This window comes from Erythrobacter alti, from assembly GCF_037996805.1.
In the GTDB taxonomy this organism is placed as follows: domain Bacteria; phylum Pseudomonadota; class Alphaproteobacteria; order Sphingomonadales; family Sphingomonadaceae; genus Alteraurantiacibacter; species Alteraurantiacibacter alti.
Window position 1 is genome coordinate 64,164 of the sequence record NZ_JBBNAX010000008.1, and the last position, 23,200, is coordinate 87,363.

The 23,200-nt window shown below is 61.4% G+C and carries 22 protein-coding genes; 7 read left to right on the forward strand and 15 right to left on the reverse strand.

The features are described from left to right. Positions 1–5 precede the first annotated feature (5 nt). Entirely contained in the window at positions 6–1,094 is a 1,089-nt protein-coding gene (locus tag AAC850_RS10115) for a mechanosensitive ion channel family protein (RefSeq protein WP_340588630.1), read from the reverse strand. Between the two features lie 41 nt (positions 1,095–1,135). Then, positions 1,136–3,970, reverse strand: coding sequence for a DNA polymerase I (gene polA / locus AAC850_RS10120; protein WP_340588631.1), 2,835 nt, complete (start codon positions 3,968–3,970; stop codon positions 1,136–1,138). Positions 3,971–4,185: 215 nt separating this feature from the next. Here polA and AAC850_RS10125 point away from each other — a divergent pair, with 215 nt between their 5' ends. After that, positions 4,186–4,443 carry a hypothetical protein gene (locus AAC850_RS10125; protein ID WP_340588633.1) on the forward strand — a complete coding sequence of 86 codons (258 nt, stop codon included), beginning with the start codon at positions 4,186–4,188 and terminating at the stop codon, positions 4,441–4,443. 99 nt (positions 4,444–4,542) lie between these two features. Here AAC850_RS10125 and AAC850_RS10130 read toward each other — a convergent pair whose 3' ends face one another. The 3 genes from AAC850_RS10130 to AAC850_RS10140 all read right to left on the reverse strand — a co-directional run bounded on the left by AAC850_RS10130 (position 4,543) and on the right by AAC850_RS10140 (position 6,996). Beyond that, positions 4,543–5,577 (reverse strand): serine hydrolase, encoded by a 1,035-nt coding sequence (locus tag AAC850_RS10130; protein ID WP_340588635.1) that lies wholly within the window; start codon positions 5,575–5,577, stop codon positions 4,543–4,545. A gap of 137 nt (positions 5,578–5,714) precedes the next feature. Further along, the gene (locus tag AAC850_RS10135; protein WP_340588636.1) at positions 5,715–6,122 is read right to left on the reverse strand and encodes a baeRF12 domain-containing protein; all 408 of its coding nucleotides are present in this window, start codon (positions 6,120–6,122) and stop codon (positions 5,715–5,717) included. A 73-nt stretch (positions 6,123–6,195) separates the two neighbouring features. Further along, positions 6,196–6,996 (reverse strand): class I SAM-dependent methyltransferase, encoded by an 801-nt coding sequence (locus tag AAC850_RS10140; RefSeq protein WP_340588637.1) that lies wholly within the window; start codon positions 6,994–6,996, stop codon positions 6,196–6,198. 127 nt (positions 6,997–7,123) lie between these two features. On the opposite strand from AAC850_RS10140, the gene AAC850_RS10145 reads away from it, so the two are divergent. Beyond that, entirely contained in the window at positions 7,124–9,424 is a 2,301-nt protein-coding gene (locus AAC850_RS10145) for a DUF305 domain-containing protein (protein ID WP_340588638.1), read from the forward strand. Between the two features lie 6 nt (positions 9,425–9,430). Here the strand turns inward: AAC850_RS10145 and AAC850_RS10150 are convergent, their stop codons facing one another. Both AAC850_RS10150 and AAC850_RS10155 read right to left on the reverse strand, forming a co-directional pair. Beyond that, the gene (locus tag AAC850_RS10150; RefSeq protein WP_340588639.1) at positions 9,431–10,531 is read right to left on the reverse strand and encodes a copper resistance protein B; all 1,101 of its coding nucleotides are present in this window, start codon (positions 10,529–10,531) and stop codon (positions 9,431–9,433) included. Then, positions 10,528–12,276, reverse strand: a complete 1,749-nt coding sequence (locus tag AAC850_RS10155; protein WP_340588640.1) for a copper resistance system multicopper oxidase — start codon at positions 12,274–12,276, stop codon at positions 10,528–10,530. Before AAC850_RS10155 ends, AAC850_RS10150 begins: the two co-directional genes overlap by 4 nt. Positions 12,277–12,343: 67 nt before the next feature. Here AAC850_RS10155 and AAC850_RS10160 point away from each other — a divergent pair, with 67 nt between their 5' ends. From AAC850_RS10160 to AAC850_RS10170, 3 genes are all read left to right on the forward strand, one after another. Further along, positions 12,344–12,613: a metal-sensitive transcriptional regulator gene (locus tag AAC850_RS10160; protein ID WP_340588641.1), complete on the forward strand. Its 270-nt coding sequence runs from the start codon at positions 12,344–12,346 to the stop codon at positions 12,611–12,613. Further along, positions 12,610–13,305: a DUF2231 domain-containing protein gene (locus AAC850_RS10165; protein WP_340588642.1), complete on the forward strand. Its 696-nt coding sequence runs from the start codon at positions 12,610–12,612 to the stop codon at positions 13,303–13,305. The genes AAC850_RS10160 and AAC850_RS10165 overlap by 4 nt, the downstream gene beginning before the upstream one ends. 88 nt (positions 13,306–13,393) lie before the next feature. After that, positions 13,394–13,906: a DUF305 domain-containing protein gene (locus AAC850_RS10170; RefSeq protein ID WP_340588952.1), complete on the forward strand. Its 513-nt coding sequence runs from the start codon at positions 13,394–13,396 to the stop codon at positions 13,904–13,906. Positions 13,907–13,986: 80 nt separating this feature from the next. Here AAC850_RS10170 and AAC850_RS10175 read toward each other — a convergent pair whose 3' ends face one another. The 4 genes from AAC850_RS10175 to AAC850_RS10190 all read right to left on the reverse strand — a co-directional run bounded on the left by AAC850_RS10175 (position 13,987) and on the right by AAC850_RS10190 (position 19,510). Continuing rightward, positions 13,987–15,822 (reverse strand): DUF885 domain-containing protein, encoded by a 1,836-nt coding sequence (locus tag AAC850_RS10175; RefSeq protein ID WP_340588643.1) that lies wholly within the window; start codon positions 15,820–15,822, stop codon positions 13,987–13,989. Between the two features lie 124 nt (positions 15,823–15,946). After that, the gene (gene groL, locus AAC850_RS10180; RefSeq protein ID WP_340588644.1) at positions 15,947–17,599 is read right to left on the reverse strand and encodes a chaperonin GroEL; all 1,653 of its coding nucleotides are present in this window, start codon (positions 17,597–17,599) and stop codon (positions 15,947–15,949) included. 56 nt (positions 17,600–17,655) lie between these two features. Further along, a complete protein-coding gene (gene groES, locus AAC850_RS10185) occupies positions 17,656–17,943 on the reverse strand; it encodes a co-chaperone GroES (RefSeq protein WP_340588645.1) in 288 nt (95 codons plus the stop codon). A gap of 169 nt (positions 17,944–18,112) precedes the next feature. Next, positions 18,113–19,510, reverse strand: coding sequence for an MATE family efflux transporter (locus AAC850_RS10190; protein WP_340588646.1), 1,398 nt, complete (start codon positions 19,508–19,510; stop codon positions 18,113–18,115). Between the two features lie 162 nt (positions 19,511–19,672). Here AAC850_RS10190 and AAC850_RS10195 point away from each other — a divergent pair, with 162 nt between their 5' ends. Both AAC850_RS10195 and AAC850_RS10200 read left to right on the forward strand, forming a co-directional pair. Next, entirely contained in the window at positions 19,673–20,218 is a 546-nt protein-coding gene (locus AAC850_RS10195; RefSeq protein ID WP_340588647.1) for an acyloxyacyl hydrolase, read from the forward strand. A 47-nt stretch (positions 20,219–20,265) separates the two neighbouring features. Next, positions 20,266–20,856 (forward strand): hypothetical protein, encoded by a 591-nt coding sequence (locus AAC850_RS10200; protein ID WP_340588648.1) that lies wholly within the window; start codon positions 20,266–20,268, stop codon positions 20,854–20,856. 41 nt (positions 20,857–20,897) lie between these two features. Here AAC850_RS10200 and AAC850_RS10205 read toward each other — a convergent pair whose 3' ends face one another. The 4 genes from AAC850_RS10205 to AAC850_RS10220 all read right to left on the reverse strand — a co-directional run bounded on the left by AAC850_RS10205 (position 20,898) and on the right by AAC850_RS10220 (position 23,098). Continuing rightward, a complete protein-coding gene (locus AAC850_RS10205; RefSeq protein WP_340588649.1) occupies positions 20,898–21,371 on the reverse strand; it encodes a hypothetical protein in 474 nt (157 codons plus the stop codon). Between the two features lie 147 nt (positions 21,372–21,518). After that, the gene (gene rplL / locus AAC850_RS10210; protein ID WP_197920284.1) at positions 21,519–21,896 is read right to left on the reverse strand and encodes a 50S ribosomal protein L7/L12; all 378 of its coding nucleotides are present in this window, start codon (positions 21,894–21,896) and stop codon (positions 21,519–21,521) included. A gap of 83 nt (positions 21,897–21,979) precedes the next feature. Continuing rightward, entirely contained in the window at positions 21,980–22,495 is a 516-nt protein-coding gene (gene rplJ, locus AAC850_RS10215) for a 50S ribosomal protein L10 (protein ID WP_340588650.1), read from the reverse strand. Positions 22,496–22,813: 318 nt separating this feature from the next. Further along, on the reverse strand, positions 22,814–23,098 hold the full coding sequence (locus AAC850_RS10220; protein ID WP_340588651.1) for a hypothetical protein: 285 nt from the start codon (positions 23,096–23,098) through the stop codon (positions 22,814–22,816). Positions 23,099–23,200: the final 102 nt, after the last annotated feature.

A 23,200-nucleotide genomic window follows, 5' to 3' on the forward strand; every position in this document is an offset into this window, starting at 1 on the left:
CCTGTTCAGGGGGCTTCCGGCTCACCTGCCTTGGGGTGCCCACCCGGCACTTCGAGCCGGTGGCGGATAAGCGCATCGGGCATCTCTTCGCGTATCCAGGCGAGCATGTGTTCGCGCACTGCGCAGCGCAGGTTCCACAGATCGCCAATGGTCCTTGCGCTGACCGATATGCGCAGTTCGATGCTCTCGGGATAGGCTTCGGTCATCAGCACCGCCAGGGTCCGTTGGTCCCAGAGGTCGTGATCGGCAACGAAGCGTTCCACCTCGGCCCGGATCGGCCCGACTTCGGTAGCCGGATCGAGGTGCAGGAAGACGGGGCCGGTCAGCACTTCGCTGCTGCGCGACCAGTTTTCGAAGCTTTCGTCGAGCACTTGGGCGGTAGGAACGACAACAGCGCGTTCGTCCCACGTGCGCACGATAATGAAGGCCATGTGGATTTCTTCCACGCGGCCGGTGTGTCCGTCGATTACCACCATGTCGCCCAGTCGCAGCGGTTCGGTGATCGCGATCTGCAATCCGGCAATCAGCGATTTGAGCGCAGGCTGCGCGGCGGCACCGACCGCCAAGGCTGCCAGACCGGCGGAAGCGAGTAAGGTTGCCCCGATTGTCTGCACGGCGGGAATAGTGAACAGCATCAAGCCCACGGTGATGACGATGATCGCCACGGTCGCGGTGCGTGAGAGGATGGAAATGCGCGTGCGGCGACTGCGCACGGCCACCGGGTCTGCCGCCCCGTCCAGCTTCAATTCCACCGCGGCGGTGTAGGCCTTGACCAGCGAGAAGGCGATCCAGCCGAGCAGGGCCGGGCGCAGGAAGTGCCCCAGCGGGTCCCACACATCCGCCAATGTCGGATCAACCTGCGCAGCCAGCGTGATGGCAATGGCGATGAGGGACCATTTGATCGGCCTGCGAATGCGCCGCAACAAAATATTGTCGACCGGCGATTCGGACTTGTTTGCCAGCTTCACGACAAGGGCGAAGGCGATGCGGTAGATCAGCCATGCGATGGCGATTGCCAGCACCAGCACGAATGCGGCTTCGCCAGCAGCGGTCCAGTTGATGGTCCAGTTTTGCGGATTCAGTCGTTCAAACATGCGGGCGACCTAATGGGCCGCGTGGCCAGTTACAACCACAGTCAGTGCGCGTCGTCCCAGCTCGGTCCCGTGCCGATCTCGATTCCCAGCGGTACGTCGAGCTTCACGGCAGGCAGGGCGGCTTCTGCCATCACGCGCTCGATCACCGGGCTGGCTGCGTCCACATCTCCTGTCGGCAGCTCAAACACGAGCTCGTCATGCACTTGCAGCAACATGCGGACATCGGGCAAGCCTGCCTCTTCGAGTGCGGGCAGCATCCGTGTCATGGCACGCTTGATGATATCCGCACTGGTTCCCTGGATCGGCGCGTTGATTGCGGCACGCTCGCTTCCCTGCCGTTCGGCCTGGTTCTTGGAGTTGATCCGGGGGAACCAGGTCTTGCGGCCGAACAAGGTTTCCGAATAGCCACGCTCTCGAACCTGCTCGAGCGTTCGCACGATGTATTTCTGGATGCCGGGAAAGCGCTGGAAATAGGTGTCGATCATAGCTTGCGCTTCATCGGGCTCGACGCCGAGGCGTCCTGCCAGCCCCCAGCGGCTGATCCCGTAAAGGATCGCAAAATTGATCGTCTTGGCGGCGGCGCGGGTATCGCGGGTGACTTCGCCATACATCTCGGTCGCGGTGCGCGCATGGATATCCTCGCCATTGGCGAAGGCCTGCTTCAACGTGTCGACATCGGCCATGTGCGCAGCGAGGCGCAGTTCGATCTGCGAATAGTCGGCGGCCAGCAGGACATTGCCATCCTCTGGCACGAAGGCCTTGCGGATCTGCCGTCCGATCTCGGTGCGGATTGGGATGTTCTGCAGGTTCGGATCGGTCGAGGAAAGCCGCCCGGTCTGCGCCCCGACCAGGCTGTAGCTAGTGTGCACGCGCCCCGTGCGCGCATTGATCGCCTCCTGCAGCGCATCGGTATAAGTGCTCTTGAGCTTGGACAGCTGGCGGTATTCGAGAACCTTGTTGCCAATCGGCGCATTGTCATTAGCGAGCCGTTCCAGCACGCTCTGGTCGGTCGAATATTGTCCGCTCTTGCCCTTCTTGCCGCCCTTGTAACCAAGCTTGTCGAACAGCACTTCGCCCAATTGCTTGGGGCTGCCGATGGTGAATTCCTGCCCCGCGATCTCGTGGATCTCGCCTTCGAGCCGCCCTATTTCCACTGCGAAACTTTCCGACAGGCGGGAGAGTTCGGCGCGATCGACCTTGATGCCTTCGCGCTCCATCGCCGCGACCACCGGGATCAGCGGGCGATCGACCCGCTGGTAAACGCGGGTCGCGCCTTCCTGCGGCATCCGGCGCGCGAGATGGGCGTGCAGCCGCCAGGTGACATCGGCATCCTCGGCGGCATAGGGTGTCGCCTTGTCGAGCGGCACTTCGCCGAAGGGGATGGCTTTCTTGCCGGTGCCGCAGACTTCCTTGAACGTCAGCGTGGTGTGACCGAGGTGGCGTTCGGACAATTCGTCCATGCCGTGTCCGCCGCCGATCCCGTCCTGGCTGCGTCCGGCGTCGAGATCGAAGCTCATGATCATCGTGTCATCGACCGGGGCAACCCGGATGTCGTGCCGGGCGAGCACGTTGATATCGTATTTGATATTTTGCCCGACCTTCAGCACCGCGTCGCTTTCCAGCAGCGGCTTGAGCGCAGCGAGGGCGGCGGACTTGTCCACCTGCTGCGGCTTTTCGGCGAACATGTCGCTGCCACCGTGCGCGAGCGGTATGTAGCAGGCGTCATTGGGGCCGAGCGCGAGACTTACGCCAGCCAGTTCGGCAGCCATCGCATCAAGTGCGCTGGTCTCTGTATCGACCGCGACGAGCCGCGCAGCGTGCGCGCGGGCGATCCAGTGTTCAAGCCGCTCCATTGTCTGCACGCATTCATAGGTGCTGCGATCGACAGCAGGCATTTCGGGCAGAGGCTGCGTGTTCCCCTGCGTCGAGGCTTCGGCACCCGCCGTGTCGGCCTTGGCAGGATCGAGGTTGGTCGCCCGAACGGGGCTGCCTGCACCGGCATCCAGCCGTTTGAGCAGCGAATTGAAGCCGTGGGTCGAGAGGAAATCCGCCAGCGGTTCGGGTGGAATACCGTCCAGCTTCATGTCTTCGAGCGCAATCGGCAACGGGCAATCGGCCTTCAGCTCGACCAGGACGCGGCTTAGCTCCGCCATTTCACGCCCTTCGAGCAGTCGTTCCTTGAGCTTGGACTTCTTCATGTCCGGTGCCGCATCGAGCGCGGCTGTGAGCGAGCCATTCTCGGCAATCAGCTTGGACGCGGTCTTGGGTCCGATACCATAAATGCCCGGAATATTGTCCACGCTGTCGCCCATCAGCGCGAGCACATCGCCCAAGAGTGCGGGCGGCACGCCGAACTTTTCCTCGACCTCGGGGATGAAGATGCGGGCGTCCTTCATCGTATCAAGCATGTCGATCTGCGCGCCGTCTTTCTCTCCGACGAGCTGCATCAGGTCCTTGTCCGACGAGACGATCGTAACGTCCCATCCCTGCGCTTGCGCGGCGAGGGCGTAGGAAGCGATCATGTCATCCGCCTCGACATCGGGTTCTTCGATCATCGGCAGCGAGAATGCGCGGGTTGCATCGCGAATCAGCGGGAATTGCGCGACCAAATCCTCGGGCGGAGGCGGGCGATTCGCCTTGTACTGGTCGTAGATCTCGTTGCGGAAGGACTGGCTCGATTTGTCGAGAACCACAGCCAGATGGGTCGGGCCGTCGGCATCGTCGAGGTCCTGCGCCAGCTTCCACAGCATGGTGGTATAACCGTAAACCGCACCGACGGGCGTACCCTCGGGATTGGTGAGCGGCGGCAGCCGATGATATGCGCGGAAGATATAGGCCGACCCATCGACCAGGTAGAGATGCTGTTTATCGGCCATACGCGCCTGCTAGCACGCGATTTCATTGCGGTCAGTAGCCAAGTTTTACGCCTACAGCGCCTTGTTTGTGACAATATTTTGCCCCAATTGTGCCATAATTCGCTTGCGCCTGCCCAATTGTGGCATTATTTAGGCAATCAGGTCGGCCATGCGGTCGACTTCGGATCAGGCGAGTTGCCTGTTTCGACTAATCGCAGATAAAGGGGTTCAAACCTATGCGTAAGATCGTTCTCGCAGCCGCAGTCGCCGGCGCAGCTCTCAGCCTTTCCGCTTGCTCGGAAGCTACCGAAGAAAACGCCGAAGCTACCGCTGAAAGCGCACTGGCCGACACCGAAAGCAATGTCGACGCAACCGGCGACGCCATCGAAGGTGCTGCTGATGAAGCTGGCGCCGAAATGGACGAAGCTGCTGCTGACGTCGATGCCGCTACCGACGCTGCTGAAGCTGAAATGGAAGAAGAAGTCGCCGAGTAATTCTCGACAGCGATTTTTTTACCAAGAAGAGGGCGTGGCCAGCGATGGCCGCGCCCTTTTTCTTTGGTTCAAAGCTGTGCTTGGGGCAAGGCCGAAAGCCTAGCGCGCCGCAGCGTTGCCATAATTGGAACGCGCGAAATCACGCGCTGCCTCGTCAGCATATCCATCATAGATAGCGCGTGCGATCGACGCGATCCGGGCATCGCGTGCCTGCGGCGTGTTCTGGCCCGTCACATAGATTGCAACAGCGATTGAGCGCCCGTCCGGTCCGGTGAGGATGCCGATATCGCTGGCAACGCGGTGCAGCGTGCCGGTCTTGTGCGCAACCGTTACACCGGAAGGCATGAGAGCGGGGATACGGTTCCTGCCGGTACGGCAGCGTTCCATGGCATCGACGATGATGGCGCGGCTTTCGCGGCTGAGCCAGCGGCCCTGATAAATTCCTGCAAGCAATTGCACCATCGCTTCGGGCGAGGCGCTGTCGCGCGGGTCGATATAACTGCGTGCATCAAACTCGCGGTTGTCGCGCACGAGTGTGGCGATGTCGCGATCAAGGCTGAATTCGGTGATACCGGCGCGGCGCATCCAGTCGTTCACCGGCTCGACCCCGCCCATGGCTGCAATCAGGGCATCGGTCGCGGGATTGGAACTGCGCGTGATCATCAGATCGATCAGCTCGATGGCAGGCAGGTACTCACCTCTCCGAACCGGTGCGGCACGGCTGCTGAGCGGTTCGGACCGCACGGCCCAAAGCAGCGGATATTCGCTCGTCAGGCTCCAACGGCCCTGGTCGACGCCTTCAAGGTAGGCAGCGGCGATTGCGATCTTGCTGGTGCTTGCCAGCGGGAAACGCTGGTCGCCATAGACCGAGATCTGCTGTCCGGTGGAAAGGTCGATTGCGGCCACGCCGATGCGACCTTGGCTGCCTTCGGCAAGCTGCGCGATGCGGCGTTCGAAAGCGGTGTCCAGCGGAGGCGCGTAGTCGCGCGGAGCACGCACTTCGGTGCCGAACGCACTGTCGAATGCAGATTCGAGACTGGCGGATTGTGTCTGCGCCTGGGCGTAAACAGGGGTTAGCGGCGCAATAGCGAGCGCTAGAAGAGAAACGAAACGACTTAAGGATGCAAATTTCATATCATGATCGTGCCAGAAACATGCTTTGCGAATGCTTAACAAGAAACGGTTTTACGATAGTCACGCGATGAAATGCGCCGAATTGGCGATGTAATGAGCCAACCCGGCCATTTCGTCTGATTTCCTGCCTCGTCTCCTTACGCTGAAACGAGTGCTTTCTCAATGCGATCAAGCGGTTCGTTGGTGAGCGCCTTGTCGATTTCACCGGCAAGGCGATTTTCCAGCTCGACATGGTAATGGCGGCGCATCTCACCCAGTGTCTTGGGATCGGCGATCACCACCAGATCATCCATTTCTCCCGCAATGGCCTTGCTGTTGAGCCACTCGGCCGCGGCGGCGGCATGGGCGAGTTCATCAAGCTGGGTGTTGCCCTTCATCTGACCCGCCTTGTCCTGATGCTTGACCCCGGCACTGTAGTTGGTCAGCTCGAGCGATGGCTCGGCAAGCTTGGTCAGCTTGGGTTCGAAAATCTGGCCTTCATTGCGCAGCAGCACGAAACGCTCCCCGTCGACGAGGGCGATATGGGCTTTGTGCGGGCATTTCATGGATTAGCTCTCCTGAGAATTGGATACTTGCCAGACCAACGGCCAAACCCGGCGAAAGTGCCGCAAGACGTCATCAACCCGGCTTGCGCAGGCGCCAGGCAAACTGGTCGGTGCTGCCACGGATCGGATCGTCGAACACATTGGCGGTGCGCGGATCGTCGGGCCGTGAATAAAGGTCGCTTTCCTCCTCCAACTCGAACCCGGCGCTTGTCAGCGTTTCCATCGCAAGCGCGCTGTCCATCCGGTGCAGCGTGTCGGCTGCTTCGGCCCCTGCACCCTCGGTCGCATGGTGATCGACGACCACCAGCGTGCCGCCCGGCTTGAGCGAAGCGTACAGCATGTCTGCCGCTTCCTGTGCCGTGCCTTCCGGAAAATTGGGGAGGTAGAGATCGTGGAAATTCATGACCGTGATGATCGTATCGAGTGGCTCCGGCCAGCCCGGCTGCGTCAGCGGTGCGCGCAGAGCGAAAACGTTGACCGGATTGCCTTCATCGTCCGAATAGCGCCGCACGGTCTCATCCTGTTGCGGACCGTAATCGGGGCTGAAAGCGATGAATTCCTCGGGCTGGAAGGCGTAGACCTTGCCCTCCCGTCCTACCGCCATTGCAAGCAGTCGTGTGACATAACCGCCGCCCATGATGTAGTCGCCCACCACATCGCCGCGATCGATCTGCGCGAAGGCAAGCAGTTCGCCGGGTTTGCGCGATTCATCCTGTTCCACGTCATCAAGCCGCGAGATATCGTTGATCGCCTGCATGTATTTGCGCGGCGTGTATTCGCTTGCCGCTTCTTCGGTCGCTGCGTCGTCGCCGGAATTGCAGCCGGTAAGCACGCTGGCCGTTGCAAGTGCCGCGATGATCAGTGTGGTGCGCATGTTCGTCTCTCCCCGTCGTCCCTTCGTAGATTAGCCGGGGTTAGACCGTGGGCCAAGTTTATTGCGTGTTGACGCGCCACCCATTGATGGGCTTGGTGCGCGCAATATTCTTTCATGGAGCTTCTCGATGTCCGCATTCCGCCCTGCCCAGATGAGTTTTTCCCTTGCCGCAATTCTGCTGGCTTCGACCGCGCCCGCCTTCGCGCAGGACGTGCAGATCGTGCAGCCCGGTGCGCCCGGACAAGCGCCACGGGTTCTGAGCGAGGACGATGCGACGCGTCTTGCACGGATCGATTACCTGCCTGCCGACATCGCTTTCATGCAGGGCATGATCGTGCACCATCAGCAGGCTGTCGACATGGCCGAACTGGTCGCGGCGCGGACCAATAACGAGACTATCACCACTGCTGCCGGACGCATCGAGGCATCGCAGCAGGACGAGATGAGCTTCATGCGCGAATGGCTCGAAGGCATCGGCCAGTCCGCAGCGATGGCGGGCATGGGCCATGCGGATCATGCCGGCATGGCGGGCATGGCTTCGGCCGAGCAAATGGCGCAGCTTGCCGCCGCACGCGGCGTGAACTTCGACCGTATGTTCCTGCAAATGATGATCGACCACCATGAAGGCGCGCTCACCATGGTCGGGATTTTGCTGCGCCAGCAGGGCACGGCGACCGATCCGGTTCTGTATGATTTCACCAGCGAGGTGAGGAACGACCAGCAGGCCGAGATCGACCGCATGAAGGAAGCGCTCGCCGCGCTGTCGGACGATCCGCGCACCGCACTTGCGGGCGGCCTGTTCGATGCCGAAGAAGCGATCAGCAATTTGCGCCACGTGGCTTTCCTGAAGAAGCCGTCGGGTTTCTACGATCCCGCCAACCCGAGCGGAGGTCGCATGGTCCTGCCGCCGGTTGAGACTGAGGACGAGGATGACGGCGAAGATGCGAGCGATGAGCACGCCGGGCACGAAGTGGCGATGGCTGCTGACGATAATGCTGAAAATGCTGCCGACGCCGATCCCGAAGATGGCGCCGAGGACGAGGAAGCCGAAGCACCTTCACCGCGTTACGCACAGCGTGGCGGCCTGCTGAGTTTTGCCAATACCGACATTGCCTTTTCGGGCGATCTGATGGTGGCGGGCAATTATCACGGCTTTAACGCCTATCGTCTCGACGCGCAGGGCGTTCCGCAGCTGGTCAGCTCGGTCGTGTGTCCCGGCGGCCAGGGCGACGTTTCGATCGTTGGTGATATCCTCATCATGAGCGTCGAGGAGACGCGTGGCCGCGTCGATTGCGGCCTTGGCGGCGTGTCCGAAGATGTCAGCGAAGAGCGGTTCCGGGGCCTGCGCGTTTTCGACATTTCCGACATTCGCGCTCCGCGACAGGTCGGTCAGGTGCAGACCTGCCGGGGCAGCCACACGCACTCGGTCGTGAGCGCCGATGACGAGCGGATCGTGGTCTACAATTCGGGCACTTCGGGTGTTCGCGATGAGGATGAACTGGCCGGCTGCATCGGTTATATTCCCGGTGACGGACGCACGGCGCTGTTCAGCATCGATGTGATCGAAATCCCGCTCGCCAATCCGGCAGCTTCGCGCATCACCTCCAGCCCGCGCGTCTTCGCCGATGATGAAGGCAATATCGCAGGCCTGTGGCTGGGCGGCGATCATGGCGATGGTACGCAGAGCACCAGCCAGACCAACCAGTGCCACGACATTACCGTGTTCCCGACGCTCAACCTCGCCGCTGGCGCATGTTCGGGCAACGGCATCATCATGGACATTTCTGATCCCTACAACCCGGTCCGGCTAGACGCGGTGACCGACGATGGCTTCGCCTATTGGCACTCGGCCACGTTCAACAATGACGGCAGCGTCGTGCTTTTCACCGATGAATGGGGCGGTGGTGGGCGTCCGCGCTGCCAGGCCTCCGATCCGCGTAGCTGGGGTGCCAACGCTTTCTTCGAGATTGTCGATGGCAAGCTGGAACGGCGCGGGACCTACAAGCTTCCCGGCGCACAGGGCGAAATGGAAAATTGCGTCGCGCATAATGGCTCGATCATTCCGGTGCCGGGTCGCGATATCTTCGTGCAGGCATGGTATCAGGGCGGCGTGTCGGTGATGGACTTCACCGATCCCAACAACCCGTTCGAGATTGCCTATTTCGATCGTGGCCCGATTGACGAGGACCAGCTCGTGACCGGCGGCTATTGGTCGGCATATTGGTACAACGGCCGCATCTACGCGACCGAGATCGCGCGCGGCATCGACGTGTTCGCGCTCGAACCGAGCGAGTTCCTGACGGCCGAGGAAATCGCCGCTGCCGAAGCCGCGCAGATGAGCGGAACGTTCAATCCGCAAACCCAGCTGCCAGTTACGTGGAGCGCCGAGCAGGTCGAAGCCGCAACGCGCAGCCGCGCGGGCGGCTGACGGACGTCAGAACCAGGTCCGCAGCCCGACCAGCACGGCAAAGCCGCTGGGATCATCACCGCGCGCGCGGATGATGTCGGCTGTGCGGCCTGTGGCAGCGCCGTATTCCACGCCGACATAAGGCGCGAATTCGGGGACGAATTCGTACCGCAAGCGCGCGCCGATCGAAAGCTCGTACAGGCCCGCACCGATGTCGCGTTCGGGAATGTCTTGCGCTGCCAGCTCGAACTCGATGCGCGGCTGCAGCACCAGTTTCTGGGTCAGGCGCATATCGTGCTCGGCCTCGACACGGGCGGTCAGGTCGCCATTATCGGAGACGAAAGCCGTGCCGTCGACATGGATATTGTAGGGGGCAAGACCTGCCGCGCCGAACGCCAGATGCGCCGTGGTGTCCGGCTCGATATCGAGCCGCACGCCTGCCTGTAGATCAAACCACGGACCGATGGCGTGTGCCCATAGCGCCTGCACTTCGGCTTCTTCCAGCTCGCCACCAAACGCGCCTTCGCCTTCGGACTTGATCACGAACTTGTCTAGCGCGGTGCCGTACCAGCCCGTGATGTCCCACGCATATTCCTCTTCGCCATCGGCGAAATGCGCTTCCAGCCGTTCGGCGAGGATCGTGCCGGTCTTCATGTCGCCGTGGGTGGCGTGGTTGTAGGAGCGGGCCTGAGCCATGCGTTGCTGGTCAAAGAACAGGTCGGCAGCGTGCTGTGGGCCTTCGAACGCGCGGGCGGGCGGCGGGCCTGATGGGATCTGCTGCGCCGCAGGTCCGTGACCCATCGCAGCATGGTCCATCGTATCCTGCGCGGGCTGTGCAGGCGCGCGCGGAGTGGCCCGGATCTGCCCGAGCGGATTGGCCTGCGCCTCGCTCTGCGCCTCATGCGACGAGTGAACGTCATGCGGGGTGCTTTCGGCAGGCTGATCCTCTTGCGGCGGGTGAGCCGTATGGTCTTGCGCCTGCTCGACCGGTGCTTGGTGCATCGTGTGCGCAGAATGGTCGTTCGCCTGCCCGGCGGGCGGTTCCTGCATCTGGTGCGCGGAGTGATCCTGCGCCACGGCAGGGCTGGCAATCAGCGCGGTGCTGGCGAGAAGTAGCGTGCGCATCATGCACCCTCTCCTTCGGGGAAGGGGCGCACGGTGACGGTCTGCATCATCCCGGCGTGCATATGGTAGAGCAGGTGGCAGTGGAAAGCCCAGTCGCCCGGTTCGTCTGCGGTGAGATCGAAAGTCGCGCTGCTGCCCGGCTGCACGATCACTGTGTGCTTCAACGGCTGGTTCATCATTCCCGCGCCGTTGACCAGTTCGAAGAAGTGGCCGTGCAAATGGATGGGGTGCGCCATCATCGTGTCGTTGACCAGCTTCACGCGCACCCGCTCGTCAAAGCCAAAGCGGATCGGGGCATCGGTGACGGCGCTGAACTGCTTGCCGTCGAATGACCACATGTAGCGTTCCATATTGCCGGTGAGGTGGATTTCGAGCTGGCGGGTCGGCATCCGGTGCGGATTGGCGCGCTTTGACTTCAAATCGCTGTAGCGCAGCACCCGGTGCGATACCTTGTCGAGGCCGAGGCCGGGGAAATCCCACCGTTCCATCGGCATGGCGCTAACCATGTCGATTCCGGGGCCGACTTCAACATCAGGCGGCAGGAGCGAGGTGTCGCGCATCGAGTGGTCCATCGCGCCCGAAGCTTCGCCGGTAGCGGGCATGGCATGACCCATCGCCGCGTGGTCGACACCGTCGCCTGAACCATGGTCCATCGCGCCCATTCCCATGTCCGCCATGGTGAGCGTGGGAATTTCACGCAGCGGCGGCGGGGTGGCGCTCAGGCCAGGGCGCGAGGTCAGGCTGGCGACGCCCAAGCCTGATCGGTCCATCGCCTCTGCCACAAGGGCGTGACTGCCATCGGGCGGTGTGACGATCACGTCATAGGTTTCAGCAGTGCCGATCTGGAATTCGTCAACCTCGACTTCGTCCACATCCTGACCGTCTGCCGCGATGACCGTCATCGGTACGCCGGGGATGCGCACGTTGAAGAAGGTCATGGCCGAACCATTGATGATGCGCAGCCGGATACGCTCGCCCGGCTGGAACGCGAATTGCAGATCGTCGGCCGGGCCGTGTCCATTGATGAGATAGGTGTAGGTCGCACCGGTCACGTCGGAAATGTCGCGCGGGTTCATCCGCATCGCGCCCCACATCAGCCGGTCTTCCAGGCTCATCGCGCCATCACCGACCGTCTGCATCTGGCGGTTGAAGTAATGCTCGCCCACGGCAAGCATCCGGGCAATTTCATGCGGGTGGCGCGCGGTAAATTCGCTCAGCAGAACCACCATGTCGCGGTCGTATCGCGGATCGGGCTCGGCAGCGTCGATCACGATTGGCCCGTAATGGCCCGCCTGTTCCTGCAAGCCGGAGTGGCTGTGCCACCAATAGGTGCCCGACTGTCGCACCGGGAATTCGTAGGAAAAAGTCTCTCGCGGCCTGATGCCGGGGAAGCTGACGCCGGGAACGCCATCGAACTGGAATGGCAGCAACAGGCCGTGCCAATGGATCGAGCTGTCCTCGTCCAGCATGTTTGTGACGTTGAGCCTGACATTCTGGCCTTCGCGCAGGCGCACAAGTGGGCCGGGCACAGTCCCGTTCACGGCGATGGCATGGCCGCTGCGCGCACCGGTGGTGAAGTGGTGGTTGGCGATGGTCAGGTCGATTTGCTCGCCAGACATTTCGCCAAAGCCGTTGCGCGCGTGGGTCAATGATTGCCCGCTGGCCCACGCCGGAACAGCAAGTCCCGCTGCTGCAAGCGAGCCGCTGCCCAACAGGAATTTGCGCCGTGAAAAATCGGGAATCGTCATCGGACTTGTATCTCCTTGCCGATCTCTATAGTATACCCCCCTAGGGTATTCAAGCAGGACTTTGGTTATGAGCGACAGGACGGCAATCTTGAACAGGCTGAAACGCGTCGAAGGGCAGGTCCGCGGCGTTGCCAAGATGGTCGAGGAAGACCGCTATTGCATCGATATCCTGCAACAGTTGCAAGCGGTGAAGGCGGCGCTGGGCCGGGCCGAGGACGCGGTTTTGAAAAACCATGCACAGTGCTGCGTATCCGAAGCGATTGCATCCGGCGATGCAGCCGAACAGCATGAAAAGTTCAGCGAACTTGTCGATCTGTTCGCAAAGGCAAAGCGTTGACGCGCGCGTTAGGTTCCCGCCCGGGGAGCGGCTTCGTCGCCACGCTGACGCTGACGCTGACGCTGACGCTGACGCTGGCTTTCGCTGCGCTTGCACTCGCTGCCATGGCGCTGCCTGCCTCGGCACATGGCGACGAATTGCATGAAGAAGACCCCGCTGTGTCTGTGTCTGACCCTGCCGCAACGCCCGATGCGCCGTTGCCGGCGCACGACATGTCGGGTGAAATGGGTTCTGACATGATGCAAGGCACGGTGGTTGAACAATCGGCTCCATTGCGCGTGGATACGGTGCTCCGCAACCTTCATCCGGCCTCGGTCCACTTTGCCATTGCGCTGTTTGTCGTTGCCGCCGTGACGCAGGCGATTGCCCTCCGCCGCCCGTCGCGTGATCTGGATGCGGCGGTGCGTGTGATGGTGATTGCGGGAGGCGCGGGAGCGGTGCTCGCCGCGATGTTCGGCTGGATCCACACAGGTTTCTGGTTGGGCGGCGATGCTACGATGCTCTGGCACCGCTGGTTGGGCAGCGGCCTGGCGCTTGTGGGCGGAGCCATGGCCGTCGCGGCCTGGCGTCGCGCCGGGAACCCGACCCTCATGACAATGCTTCTTTTCGTAATTGCGCTGGCCATCCTGGCGCAAAGTTACCTGGGCGGTGAACTCGGTCACGGCGCTGGCCACATGTTCGCAGGACATTGATTGAGCTTGAAGGAGACTGACGTTGGAACATCAGGAACAGGGACATAGTAAGGCCGGACATGGCGGCAATTACAAGCGTTTCATGGCGATGGTCGGAACCTCGACCGTCATCATGCTCGGACTGATGTATCTCAACACCTACGCGCTCGATCACGTATTCTGGAGCGAAACGCGCTTCTGGATGATGTTCGTGATGGGCTCTGTCATGGCCGTCGTCATGCTGCTTTTCATGTGGGGCATGTACAAGAACACGGCAAAGAACTGGATCATCATCGGCGTGGCCGTGGTGACATTCGTCCTCTCGCTTTTCCTCGTCCGCAGCCAGACAACGATCGACGACAGTGACTGGATGTCGGCGATGATCCCGCATCACTCGATCGCCATCCTGACCAGTGAACGCGCCGGTATCGAGGATGTGCGCGTGCGCGTCCTGGCCAATGACATCATCCGTGCCCAACGTCGCGAAATCGACGAGATGAAATGGCTGCTCGAAGATATCGAGGCCAATGGCGTGGCCAATACGCAGGCAGAAGCCGATGCGCGGCCCATCCCCGAGTTCGAAGCCGAAGTGAATCCCGGCACGCCAACGCCTTCAGAGTAGGGCTTCGACCAACCCCAACAGAAAAGGCCCGGCAGGATCGCTCCCGCCGGGCCTTTCCTATTTGCGTTAATGACGGCGGCTCAGCTTGCCTTCTGGCTCGCGATCCAGTCATCGACCCGCGCCTCGAGGATGGCCAGCGGCATCATGCCGCCGCCCAGCACGGTGTCATGGAAGCCGCGGATGTCGAAATCGTCACCCAGTTCAGCGGCCGCGCGGGCGCGCAATTGCCGGATGCGGATCTGGCCGATCTTGTAGCTCGTCGCCTGTCCCGGCAGCACGAAATAGCGCCGCACTTCGCTACGCGCCGTGGTTTCGGGATTGGATGAATTCTCGAGGGCGTAAGCAACCGCTTCGTCCTCGGTCCAACCCTTGGCGTGGATGCCGGTATCGACCACCAGCCGGATCGCGCGCCACATCTCGCTCAGCAGGCGGCCGAATTCGGAATAGGGATCCTGGTAGCCACCCATTTCCTTGGCCAAGGCTTCCGAATAGAGCGCCCAGCCTTCACCGAAGGCTGAGAGGTAATAGCCCTGCGTGCGGAAGCGCGGAATGCCTTCCAGCTCCTGCGCGATGGAAATCTGCATATGGTGGCCCGGATTGCCTTCGTGATAGGCAATCGCTTCGAGTTGCGGGATCGGCATGGCGGTCATGTCCGACAAATGGGCGTAATAGATGCCGGGGCGCGAGCCATCGGGCGTGCCGGGCCGGTAATGCTGCGCCGCGCCATCCTGTTCGCGAAACGATTCCACCCGGCGCACTTCGAGCGGAGCCTGCGGCAGCGTACCGAAGAACTCCGGCAGTCGCTCGGTCAGCGCGTTGATGTGCATGGTGGCGCGGTCGATATACATCTGGGCGCCCGCCTCGTTATCGGGGAAGTAGAATTGCGGGTCCTCGCGGGTGAAGGCGAAGAACTCCTGCAAGGTCCCCTCGAAGCCAACCTGCTCCTTGATCGCTTCCATTTCGCCCCGGATGCGCGCGACTTCATCGAGACCAAGCTGGTGGATCTCGTCAGCCGTCATCTCGGTGGTGGTCATCTGGTTGAGGCTGTAGGCGTAGAATTCCTCGCCGCCCGGCAAAGTGGTCGCACCGCGTGCAATCGCATCGCTATTGGGCCGGTCTGCGGTGAACCAGTCGACCGTGCGCTGGTAGGCAGGAGCCAGCTGTTGCGTGAGTGCAAGCCGCGCAGACTCGCGCAATTCACCGGCACGCTCCTCGCTGATGGTTCCGGCTTCGACCAGGGCGGCAAGCCGCTGCTCGGTGCCGGTCCAGAGCGCGGAAGGCTCGCCGCCATCAAACGGCGCCCCGCTGATCAACCCCTGCGACTCTGCAATGACCGCATCATAGGCGAAGCGCGGCGGACGCGTGCCCGCGGCAGCATTGGCCTGTGCGCGCGCCAGCAATTGGTCCATCGCCGTGCCGATACCGCCAAGGCGCGAGATGAAGGCGACCATGTCGCTTTCGCTCTCCACGCTGTGCTGGCCGAGCAGGAAGCTGGGCAAGAAAGCGTGCGGCCCCTGCATCTGGTGGAGAATATACTGCTGGTCGAAGAATTCGCCTTCGCGCACCGCCATGTCGGCCCGGTACTTGAATACGTCGTAGGATACCTTGGCCTCGCCACTCAGCGCGTCGTAATCGAAACTGGCCTCCATCTCGGCGGCGGCCTGCGCCCACCAATCGACCTGTTCCTGAGCCGCTTCGCGGCTGAAATCGTCGAGCTCTCCATAATCGGTCTTGATGCCGAGCGAGGTCTGCAGGATCGGGCTGGTGGCGAGCAATTCCTCGAACTTGTCGTCAAACCAGGCATTGATGCACTGGGTCTGCGTTTCGGCGCATTCGACGGTCGCTGTCGGGGCATTCGCCGTGACACAGCCCGTCAGAGCGACGGTTGCAAGCAGCAGCGGGGCGAGTTTTTTCATTTCGGCAATTCCCTGAGTCTGTTCCGGTCCCGCGCCGGACCATGGAGATGCGGCGTGCAAAAGAAAAGGCCCGGCAGGATTGCTCCTGCCGGGCCTTTCTTTGCGTTTTCTGGAAGCGCCGGGCTTAGAAGCCCATGCCGCCGCCCATACCGCCCATGCCGCCCATATCGGGCATGCCGCCGCCGGCGGGCTTTTCTTCCGGAATCTCGCTGATCGCCGCTTCGGTGGTGATCAGCAGGCCGGCGACAGAAGCCGCATCCTGGAGCGCGATGCGAACGACCTTGGTCGGGTCGATCACGCCGGCAGCTACGAGGTTCTCGTAGGTGTCGGAAGCCGCGTTGAAGCCCTGCGTTTCGTCGCCTTCACGCAGGAGGTTGCCCGAAACGACCGCACCATCATGGCCGGCGTTGGTGGCAATCTGACGGATCGGGGCGAGGATCGCCTGACGCACGATTTCGATACCGCGGGTCTGGTCATTGTTCTCGCCAGCAACACCTTCGAGCGCCTTGGTGGCGTAGAGCAGCGCAGTACCACCGCCCGGGACGATGCCTTCTTCGACAGCGGCGCGGGTTGCGTGGAGCGCATCGTCGACACGGTCCTTGCGTTCCTTCACTTCGACTTCGGAAGCACCGCCGACCTTGATCACGGCAACGCCGCCAGCAAGCTTGGCAAGGCGTTCCTGCAGCTTTTCCTTGTCGTAGTCGGACGAAGTCGTCTCGATCTGTGCACGGATCTGCTCGACGCGGGCCTTGATGGCTTCTGCATCACCCGAACCATCGACGATGGTCGTGTTGTCCTTGTCGATGGTGACGCGCTTGGCTTCACCCAGCATCGACAGGCCGACATTTTCGAGCTTGATGCCGAGGTCTTCGGAAATCATCTCGCCATTGGTCAGGATCGAGATGTCCTGCAGCATCGCCTTGCGACGATCGCCGAAGCCCGGAGCCTTCACGGCTGCAACCTTCAGGCCGCCGCGCAGCTTGTTGACCACGAGAGTGGCCAGCGCTTCGCCTTCGATGTCCTCAGCAATGATGAGCAGCGGACGTCCGGCCTGCACCACGGCTTCCAGAACAGGCAGCATGGCCTGCAGGTTGGAAAGCTTCTTTTCGTGGATCAGGATGTAGGGATCGTCGAGTTCGACGGTCATCTTTTCCGGATTGGTCACGAAGTAGGGCGACAGGTAGCCACGGTCGAACTGCATGCCTTCGACGGTTTCGAGCTCGAATTCGAGACCCTTGCTCTCGTCGACGGTGATCACGCCTTCCTTGCCGACCTTTTCCATGGCTTCAGCGATCTTCTCGCCGACTTCACGGTCGCCATTGGCAGAGATGATGCCGACCTGGGCAATCTCGTCCGAACCGGACACGTCCTTCGAACGCGCCTGGAGGTCTGCAACGACCTTGGACACGGCGAGGTCGATACCGCGCTTGAGGTCCATCGGGTTCATGCCGGCAGCAACCGCGGTCATGCCTTCGCGAACGATGGCCTGTGCGAGCACGGTGGCAGTGGTGGTGCCGTCACCGGCAGCATCGTTTGCCTTGCTGGCGACTTCGCGCAGCATCTGTGCGCCCATGTTCTCGAACTTGTCCTTGAGTTCGATATCCTTGGCGACGGTAACGCCGTCCTTGGTGATGCGCGGTGCGCCGAAGCTCTTGTCGAGCACGACATTGCGGCCCTTGGGGCCGAGTGTGACCTTCACGGCATTCGCCAGCGTATCAACGCCTTTCAGAATGCGTTCGCGAGCGTCACGGCCGAACTTTACGTCCTTGGCAGCCATAATTGTTTCTCCTGGAAATTCGTTGGGTAATGAAAGCGTTCAGTGGGCCGGTCGGCTCAGCCGATCACGCCCATGATGTCGCTTTCCTTCATGATCAGCAGGTCTTCGCCGTTGATCTTGACTTCGGTGCCGGACCACTTGCCGAACAGAACGCGGTCGCCCGCCTTCACATCGAGCGGGGTAACGGTGCCGTCGTCGGCCTTGGAGCCATTGCCAACGGCAACGACTTCGCCTTCGCTCGGCTTTTCCTGGGCGCTGTCGGGAATGATGATGCCGCCAGCCGTCTTTTCTTCGGCTTCGATTCGGCGAACCAGCACACGGTCGTGCAGGGGACGGAATGCCATGATTATGACCTCTTCCTGTTAAAGTGACTATGGTTTTTGGCACTCTCCGGTTGAGAGTGCCAGCGGCGCGGAAATGGTGCCGCATTCATGCAGAGTCAATGGGTAGAAAAGAGAAAATTTGCCAAAACGGGCCAAGCCGCACGGCGGGTCGTCCGCTGGCCCCAAATGGTTATGCCATGCGCGTGGTCAAGCCCAGTTTTTCGCGGCGGTGCCAGCGTGACAGGAGCAGCATGGCGGCAAAGGTCAGGCCGGTCGCCAGTCCGATCCACACGCCGGTCCCGGCGAGCGGGGTAAACAGGCCCAATCCGGCGGCCAGTCCGAAGCCTGGCACCCAATAGCTGAAAATCGCGATCCACATCGGGATGCGGGTATCCTGCAGGCCTCGCAAGGCGCCTGCAGCCACCGCCTGCACACCGTCCGATAGCTGGAAGGCTGCGGCAATCGCGAGAAAGCCCACGGCGACCGATACCAGTTCCGCATTCGCCGGATCGGCCGGATCGACATAGGCGGAAAGCAGTATGCCCGGCATCACCAGCATGGCGCACGCAGTGAACACCATGAAACCGGTGCCCATCCACACGCTCGTCCAGCCGGCGCGGGCCATGCCGACAGGATCGCGCGCGCCGAAGAAATAGCCCACCCTGATCGTTGCCGCCTGTCCCACGCCGAACGGCACCTGGAAGGCGAAGGCGGCGAGGTTGAGGGCGAGTGTATGCGCGGCCAATTCCAGCCCGCCGACGCGGCCCATCAGGAACGCCGCTGCACCGAACACGCCCGCCTCGGCCACCACGGTCACCGCAATCGGCGTGCCGATGCGCACAAGGTCTGCGAAGCGCGCCCAGTCGGGCCGCCAGAAGAATCCCATGATGTGATATCGGTGCAGACGCGGGTCGAGGCGGATTGCAATTGCATACATGCCGACAATCGCCAGCGAGGTTATGACCGTCGCCACCGCTGCGCCGGGCAGGCCCATTTCGGGCGCACCGAGATTACCGAAGATGAAGGCGTAGTTTGCGACGACATTCACCCCGATGCCAAGTGCGGTAATGAATGTGGCAAACACCGGCCGCCCAAGCGTCGAGACGTAATTGCGCAGCACGCCCGCGATCACCATGGGCAAGGTCGACCACAGCAGCACTTCCATATAGGACACGGCGAGCGCGGTTATGTGCTGCTCCTGCCCGGTAGCGCGCATCAGCGGTCCGGCCAGCGCGCACAACGCCATGCCGAAAGCCGAGACGATCAGTGAAAGCCACAGCGCCATGCGCATGGCGCGGCGCACGGGTCGCAGCGCGGGGCCGCGTGCACCCAGTTCTGCCGACATGATCGGCGCAACCGCTCCGGTCAGCGATTGCAGGCTCCACACAACCAGCCCGAACAGAGCCACCGCGAGCGCAGAGGCGGCCAGCTCGTCTGCTCCCAGCCGCGCGATGAACATCACGTCGATCGCGTAGGTGAGCATTTGCAGCAAATTGGCGAGCGCCAGCGGCCCGGCAATGCGGAAAGTTTCGCGCGTCTCGGCTTTCCAGCCGGGCGTGGGAGGGTGGGCAATGGGCCGCATGATCATGTCGCTGCGAGCCGGTATGGGGTGCAGCCGGTCCGGTTAGTCTTTGTGCAACAGATGGGGAAGGGCGCTTGAACGATTACGCGCAGGCTGCGACCTTGCGGCAACGCGCCTGCCGGGCGCCGGTCAGCTTGGCGAAAGCCTTGGTTTGCCAATGTTTCTGCCATGCACAAGTTCATTACTCTGGCGAGCTTCGTCGCCGCCACTATCGCCCTTCCTGCTACCGCCTCCGCGCAGGAGGTTTTCGGCGGGGTTTATGCCCATGCGGTGGATACGCCGTTTACGCTCGAGACGACCGAGACCGGCAGCGTCGATATTGCCGCTGGCGTGCGTTTCAGCGGGATCGAAGCGCTGGGCTTTCTCGGCAAGCCCGAGCCCTATGTGGTCGGCTCGCTCAACACATCGGGCGACACGTCGTTTGCAGGCGTGGGCGTTGCCTGGACGATTGGCAAGGGCCCCGTCTACGTTCGCCCCGGCATCGGCCTAGTGGTGCATGATGGGCCGGAATTCCGCGTGAACCCTGAAGATGGCTTTCGCACAGACCTGGGCAGCCGCGTGCTATTCGAACCCGAGATCGGTGTCGGCTACCGCATCACCGAGCGCGTCTCGGCAGAGGCGCACTGGATGCACATCAGCCAGGGCCAGATCTTCGACGGCGACCAGAATCCCGGCATCGACATGATCGGCGTGCGGATGAACCTGAAGCTGTAGCGCGGTGCTGGTTGCGGTTGCGGAAGGCGTGACTTAGGCTTCCGCTGATGACCGACTGGTTCCGCAACACCGATTGGGACGACGAGATCGAGGCGGCGTTTTTCGCCAAGCTCGACCGCGCCCGGTCACAGCGTGACCAGTATATCGTCCTGCAGGCTCACCATCTCTCCCAGACACATCCCGAAGTGGCGTTGCGGCTGATCGATCTTTATAACGAGACGCGCAAGGAAGACTTCCACGATATCCGCGCCGAGCGCATTGTTGCTGCGGCTAAATTTGCCATGGGCGGCTATGTCGAGGCGCTCGACGACTATCTCAAGATGCTCGGCCGGCAGGATGACGACCAGCCCATGTTCGTCGGTTCGCCGTTGGAATTTGCATTCCTCGCTGCGCGCTTCCGTTCGGAAACTCACTACGCCGCCGCGCTGGCGCAGCTGGACAGTATGGAGCCGCCGAACGCGAAACAGGTCGAGCCGTACTTCCGCTATTGCGCGGCCATTGCGCTGATCGATTCAGAGACCGGAAGCAACCCCACCAATGCCCTGGCGAATGCGCGCATCGCGCTCGATACTCCCCAGGTGGTGCTTGACTATTATCCCGACATGGTCTGGCGCCTGCGAGGCATTACGCGGAGTTGATTGGCGAGCTAACGTCGCAAATTCAAATGGTAAGCGGACATTTAAGTCGCCGTTCGGTCTCTCTGAGCGAGAGACTTAAAATATCTTAGCACATGATTGCGGTAAATCGGGGCAACGGCTTCTTCGAACCAATTATCATCCAAGGGGATGTACTTCCGGCTGATTGCCTCTCTTACGACGGATTCAATGTCGGGAAATGAACTAAGCCGCCCTTGCATTATCGCTGCCTCGTAGCGCTCTGTGTGCGAGCCCGACAGAGAATGCTCTTCGCACCACAAGTTATAGAAGAAGCATAAAATTGCGATGGCAGACCCCGCCCGCAATAATTCCAGATCGACGTAAACCGCTTTACCATCGTCCTGCGCGTCGAGAAATTTTACTCGGTCAAAGCGCACATAAACATCGCTCGAGTGCCCAAATCCAGCATAAGCGTCAGCCATGTCCACATACATCATCAGAATGTCGCGAATGGCTTCCGTCGCCTCTCCGTAATTATCTTTGGTTAGGACATGCATCGTACCTTAGTAGCAACTAACTTTATGTCCGCAATTGGATCGCTCACAACGCTCGCAGGCTGTACAAAAGCAAAAAGGGCGGCACCTTGCGGTACCGCCCTCCTATCCGCAGGCGCTTCAAGACACCCACGACATTTGCTTAAAGGCTTACTTAAGCTCGACGGTGCCGCCGGCAGCTTCGATCTTGCCCTTGATTTCTTCGGCTTCTGCCTTGTTCACGCCTTCCTTGAGGGGCTTGGGCGCGCCTTCGACGAGGCCCTTGGCTTCGGTCAGGCCGAGACCCGTGATGGCACGGACTTCCTTGATGACCTGGATCTTCTTGCCACCATCGCCGGTGAGAATGACGTCGAATTCGTCCTTCTCTTCAGCGGCAGCTTCACCAGCACCGCCACCGGCGGGGCCAGCAACAGCAACTGCAGCAGCGGCGCTAACGCCCCACTCTTCTTCCAGTGCCTTGGCGAGTTCAGCTGCTTCCATAACGGTCAGCTTCGAAAGGTCTTCAACCAGCTTGGCAATATCAGCCATGATGTATCACTCCAAAATAAGGGGCGTGGGATTGTCCCGTTCGGCCCCGAGTATGTTTCGTTTCTTGTGCGAAAAAGCGTCTCTTACGCTGCGTCCTTGGCGCCATAGGCACCGAATACGCGAGCGAGCTTGGCAGCCGGCTCATTGACAACGCGGGCGATTTTCGTCGCCGGAGCGTTGACAAGGCCAACGATTGTGCCGCGCAGTTCGTCGAGGCTGGGCATCGAAGCCAAAGACTTGATACCTGCATCGTCGAGAACCTGCGTGCCCATCGATCCACCGACGATTTCCAGCTTGTCGTTACTCTTGGAGAATTCGACTGCTGCCTTGGCGGCCGCGACCGGGTCTTCCGACCAGGCGAGGCCGACGGGACCGGTGAGGTATTCCTCGATGCCGGCGTAATCGGTGTCTTTCAGGGCGAGCTTGGCGAGACGGTTCTTCGCAACCTTGTAGGTAGCTCCTGCATCACGCATCTTTCCGCGCAGATCGGTGGACTGGTCCACCGTCAGGCCGAGGTTGCGGGTGACAACCACCACGCCAACTTCGTTGAAAGCCTTGTTCAGCTGAGCGACCGCTTCGGTTTTTTGCGAACGATCCATGCCGTACTCCTTCACTATGGCCGTGTCCGCTGGGGCGTGCACGACCGGCTCTAATCACCACGAGGCTCATGCCCCGCAGCAAGGTCCGTTGATGGGGAAGGAGGTGCGCGATACATCACGCGAATGGCGCAGCCCGGGGGCGGCGCCGAAAACTCTGTCCCCGTCTAGGCTGGAAATTAAGACCGGCAAATTCCGGTCACCAACTGTCTCGGACGGATGACTGGCAAGCAAAGGCCCGCCGGTCAGTGGCGGGCCTCTACGGATTTGGGCGGGCGAGTCAAGCCTTGTCGGCCTAACTTGCGCCTTGAGTTCGGACGATCAGATGTCGTCGGCAGTGTCTTCAAGCTGGTCTGCGCGATTTTCCATTTCGTCGGCGCGCCGCTCTGCTTCGGCCTGGCCAACGGCATCGCCGCGTTCTTCGGCAACATCGGCGCGCTCTTCAGCAAGGTCGGCTTCGGCGGCAGCGACACCGGCCTGGGCGTCCATGACTTCGGCTTCTGCTTCGGTGACGTCGTCCATTTCCTCGGCGACTTCTTCGGCGGGGCCATCACAGGCGGTAAGTGCGAAAGCGAACGGAGCGGCGAACAGCAAAATCTTCTTCATGAAATTTCCCTCATTGTTGAATCGATATACGGTAAAATGTGATCCTAGGCAGATTTCCCGTCTTTCGAAAGGTAGACCTTAGGCCCCATCACTCCGTCGTTT

Excerpts from the sequence above, each read along its gene's own strand:
- AAC850_RS10150 (WP_340588639.1), bottom strand. The coding sequence starts at position 10,531 with ATGATGCGCACGCTACTTCTCGCCAGCACCGCGCTGATTGCCAGCCCT.
- groES (WP_340588645.1), bottom strand. The coding sequence starts at position 17,943 with ATGGCATTCCGTCCCCTGCACGACCGTGTGCTGGTTCGCCGAATCGAA.
- AAC850_RS10145 (WP_340588638.1), top strand. The coding sequence starts at position 7,124 with ATGTCCGCATTCCGCCCTGCCCAGATGAGTTTTTCCCTTGCCGCAATT.
- AAC850_RS10175 (WP_340588643.1), bottom strand. The coding sequence starts at position 15,822 with ATGAAAAAACTCGCCCCGCTGCTGCTTGCAACCGTCGCTCTGACGGGC.
- AAC850_RS10130 (WP_340588635.1), bottom strand. The coding sequence starts at position 5,577 with ATGAAATTTGCATCCTTAAGTCGTTTCGTTTCTCTTCTAGCGCTCGCT.
- AAC850_RS10220 (WP_340588651.1), bottom strand. The coding sequence starts at position 23,098 with ATGAAGAAGATTTTGCTGTTCGCCGCTCCGTTCGCTTTCGCACTTACC.
- AAC850_RS10205 (WP_340588649.1), bottom strand. The coding sequence starts at position 21,371 with ATGCATGTCCTAACCAAAGATAATTACGGAGAGGCGACGGAAGCCATT.
- rplL (WP_197920284.1), bottom strand. The coding sequence starts at position 21,896 with ATGGCTGATATTGCCAAGCTGGTTGAAGACCTTTCGAAGCTGACCGTT.
- AAC850_RS10190 (WP_340588646.1), bottom strand. The coding sequence starts at position 19,510 with ATGATCATGCGGCCCATTGCCCACCCTCCCACGCCCGGCTGGAAAGCC.
- AAC850_RS10195 (WP_340588647.1), top strand. The coding sequence starts at position 19,673 with ATGCACAAGTTCATTACTCTGGCGAGCTTCGTCGCCGCCACTATCGCC.
- AAC850_RS10155 (WP_340588640.1), bottom strand. The coding sequence starts at position 12,276 with ATGACGATTCCCGATTTTTCACGGCGCAAATTCCTGTTGGGCAGCGGC.
- polA (WP_340588631.1), bottom strand. The coding sequence starts at position 3,970 with ATGGCCGATAAACAGCATCTCTACCTGGTCGATGGGTCGGCCTATATC.
- AAC850_RS10140 (WP_340588637.1), bottom strand. The coding sequence starts at position 6,996 with ATGCGCACCACACTGATCATCGCGGCACTTGCAACGGCCAGCGTGCTT.
- groL (WP_340588644.1), bottom strand. The coding sequence starts at position 17,599 with ATGGCTGCCAAGGACGTAAAGTTCGGCCGTGACGCTCGCGAACGCATT.
- AAC850_RS10200 (WP_340588648.1), top strand. The coding sequence starts at position 20,266 with ATGACCGACTGGTTCCGCAACACCGATTGGGACGACGAGATCGAGGCG.
- rplJ (WP_340588650.1), bottom strand. The coding sequence starts at position 22,495 with ATGGATCGTTCGCAAAAAACCGAAGCGGTCGCTCAGCTGAACAAGGCT.
- AAC850_RS10160 (WP_340588641.1), top strand. The coding sequence starts at position 12,344 with ATGAGCGACAGGACGGCAATCTTGAACAGGCTGAAACGCGTCGAAGGG.
- AAC850_RS10115 (WP_340588630.1), bottom strand. The coding sequence starts at position 1,094 with ATGTTTGAACGACTGAATCCGCAAAACTGGACCATCAACTGGACCGCT.
- AAC850_RS10135 (WP_340588636.1), bottom strand. The coding sequence starts at position 6,122 with ATGAAATGCCCGCACAAAGCCCATATCGCCCTCGTCGACGGGGAGCGT.
- AAC850_RS10125 (WP_340588633.1), top strand. The coding sequence starts at position 4,186 with ATGCGTAAGATCGTTCTCGCAGCCGCAGTCGCCGGCGCAGCTCTCAGC.
- AAC850_RS10170 (WP_340588952.1), top strand. The coding sequence starts at position 13,394 with ATGGTCGGAACCTCGACCGTCATCATGCTCGGACTGATGTATCTCAAC.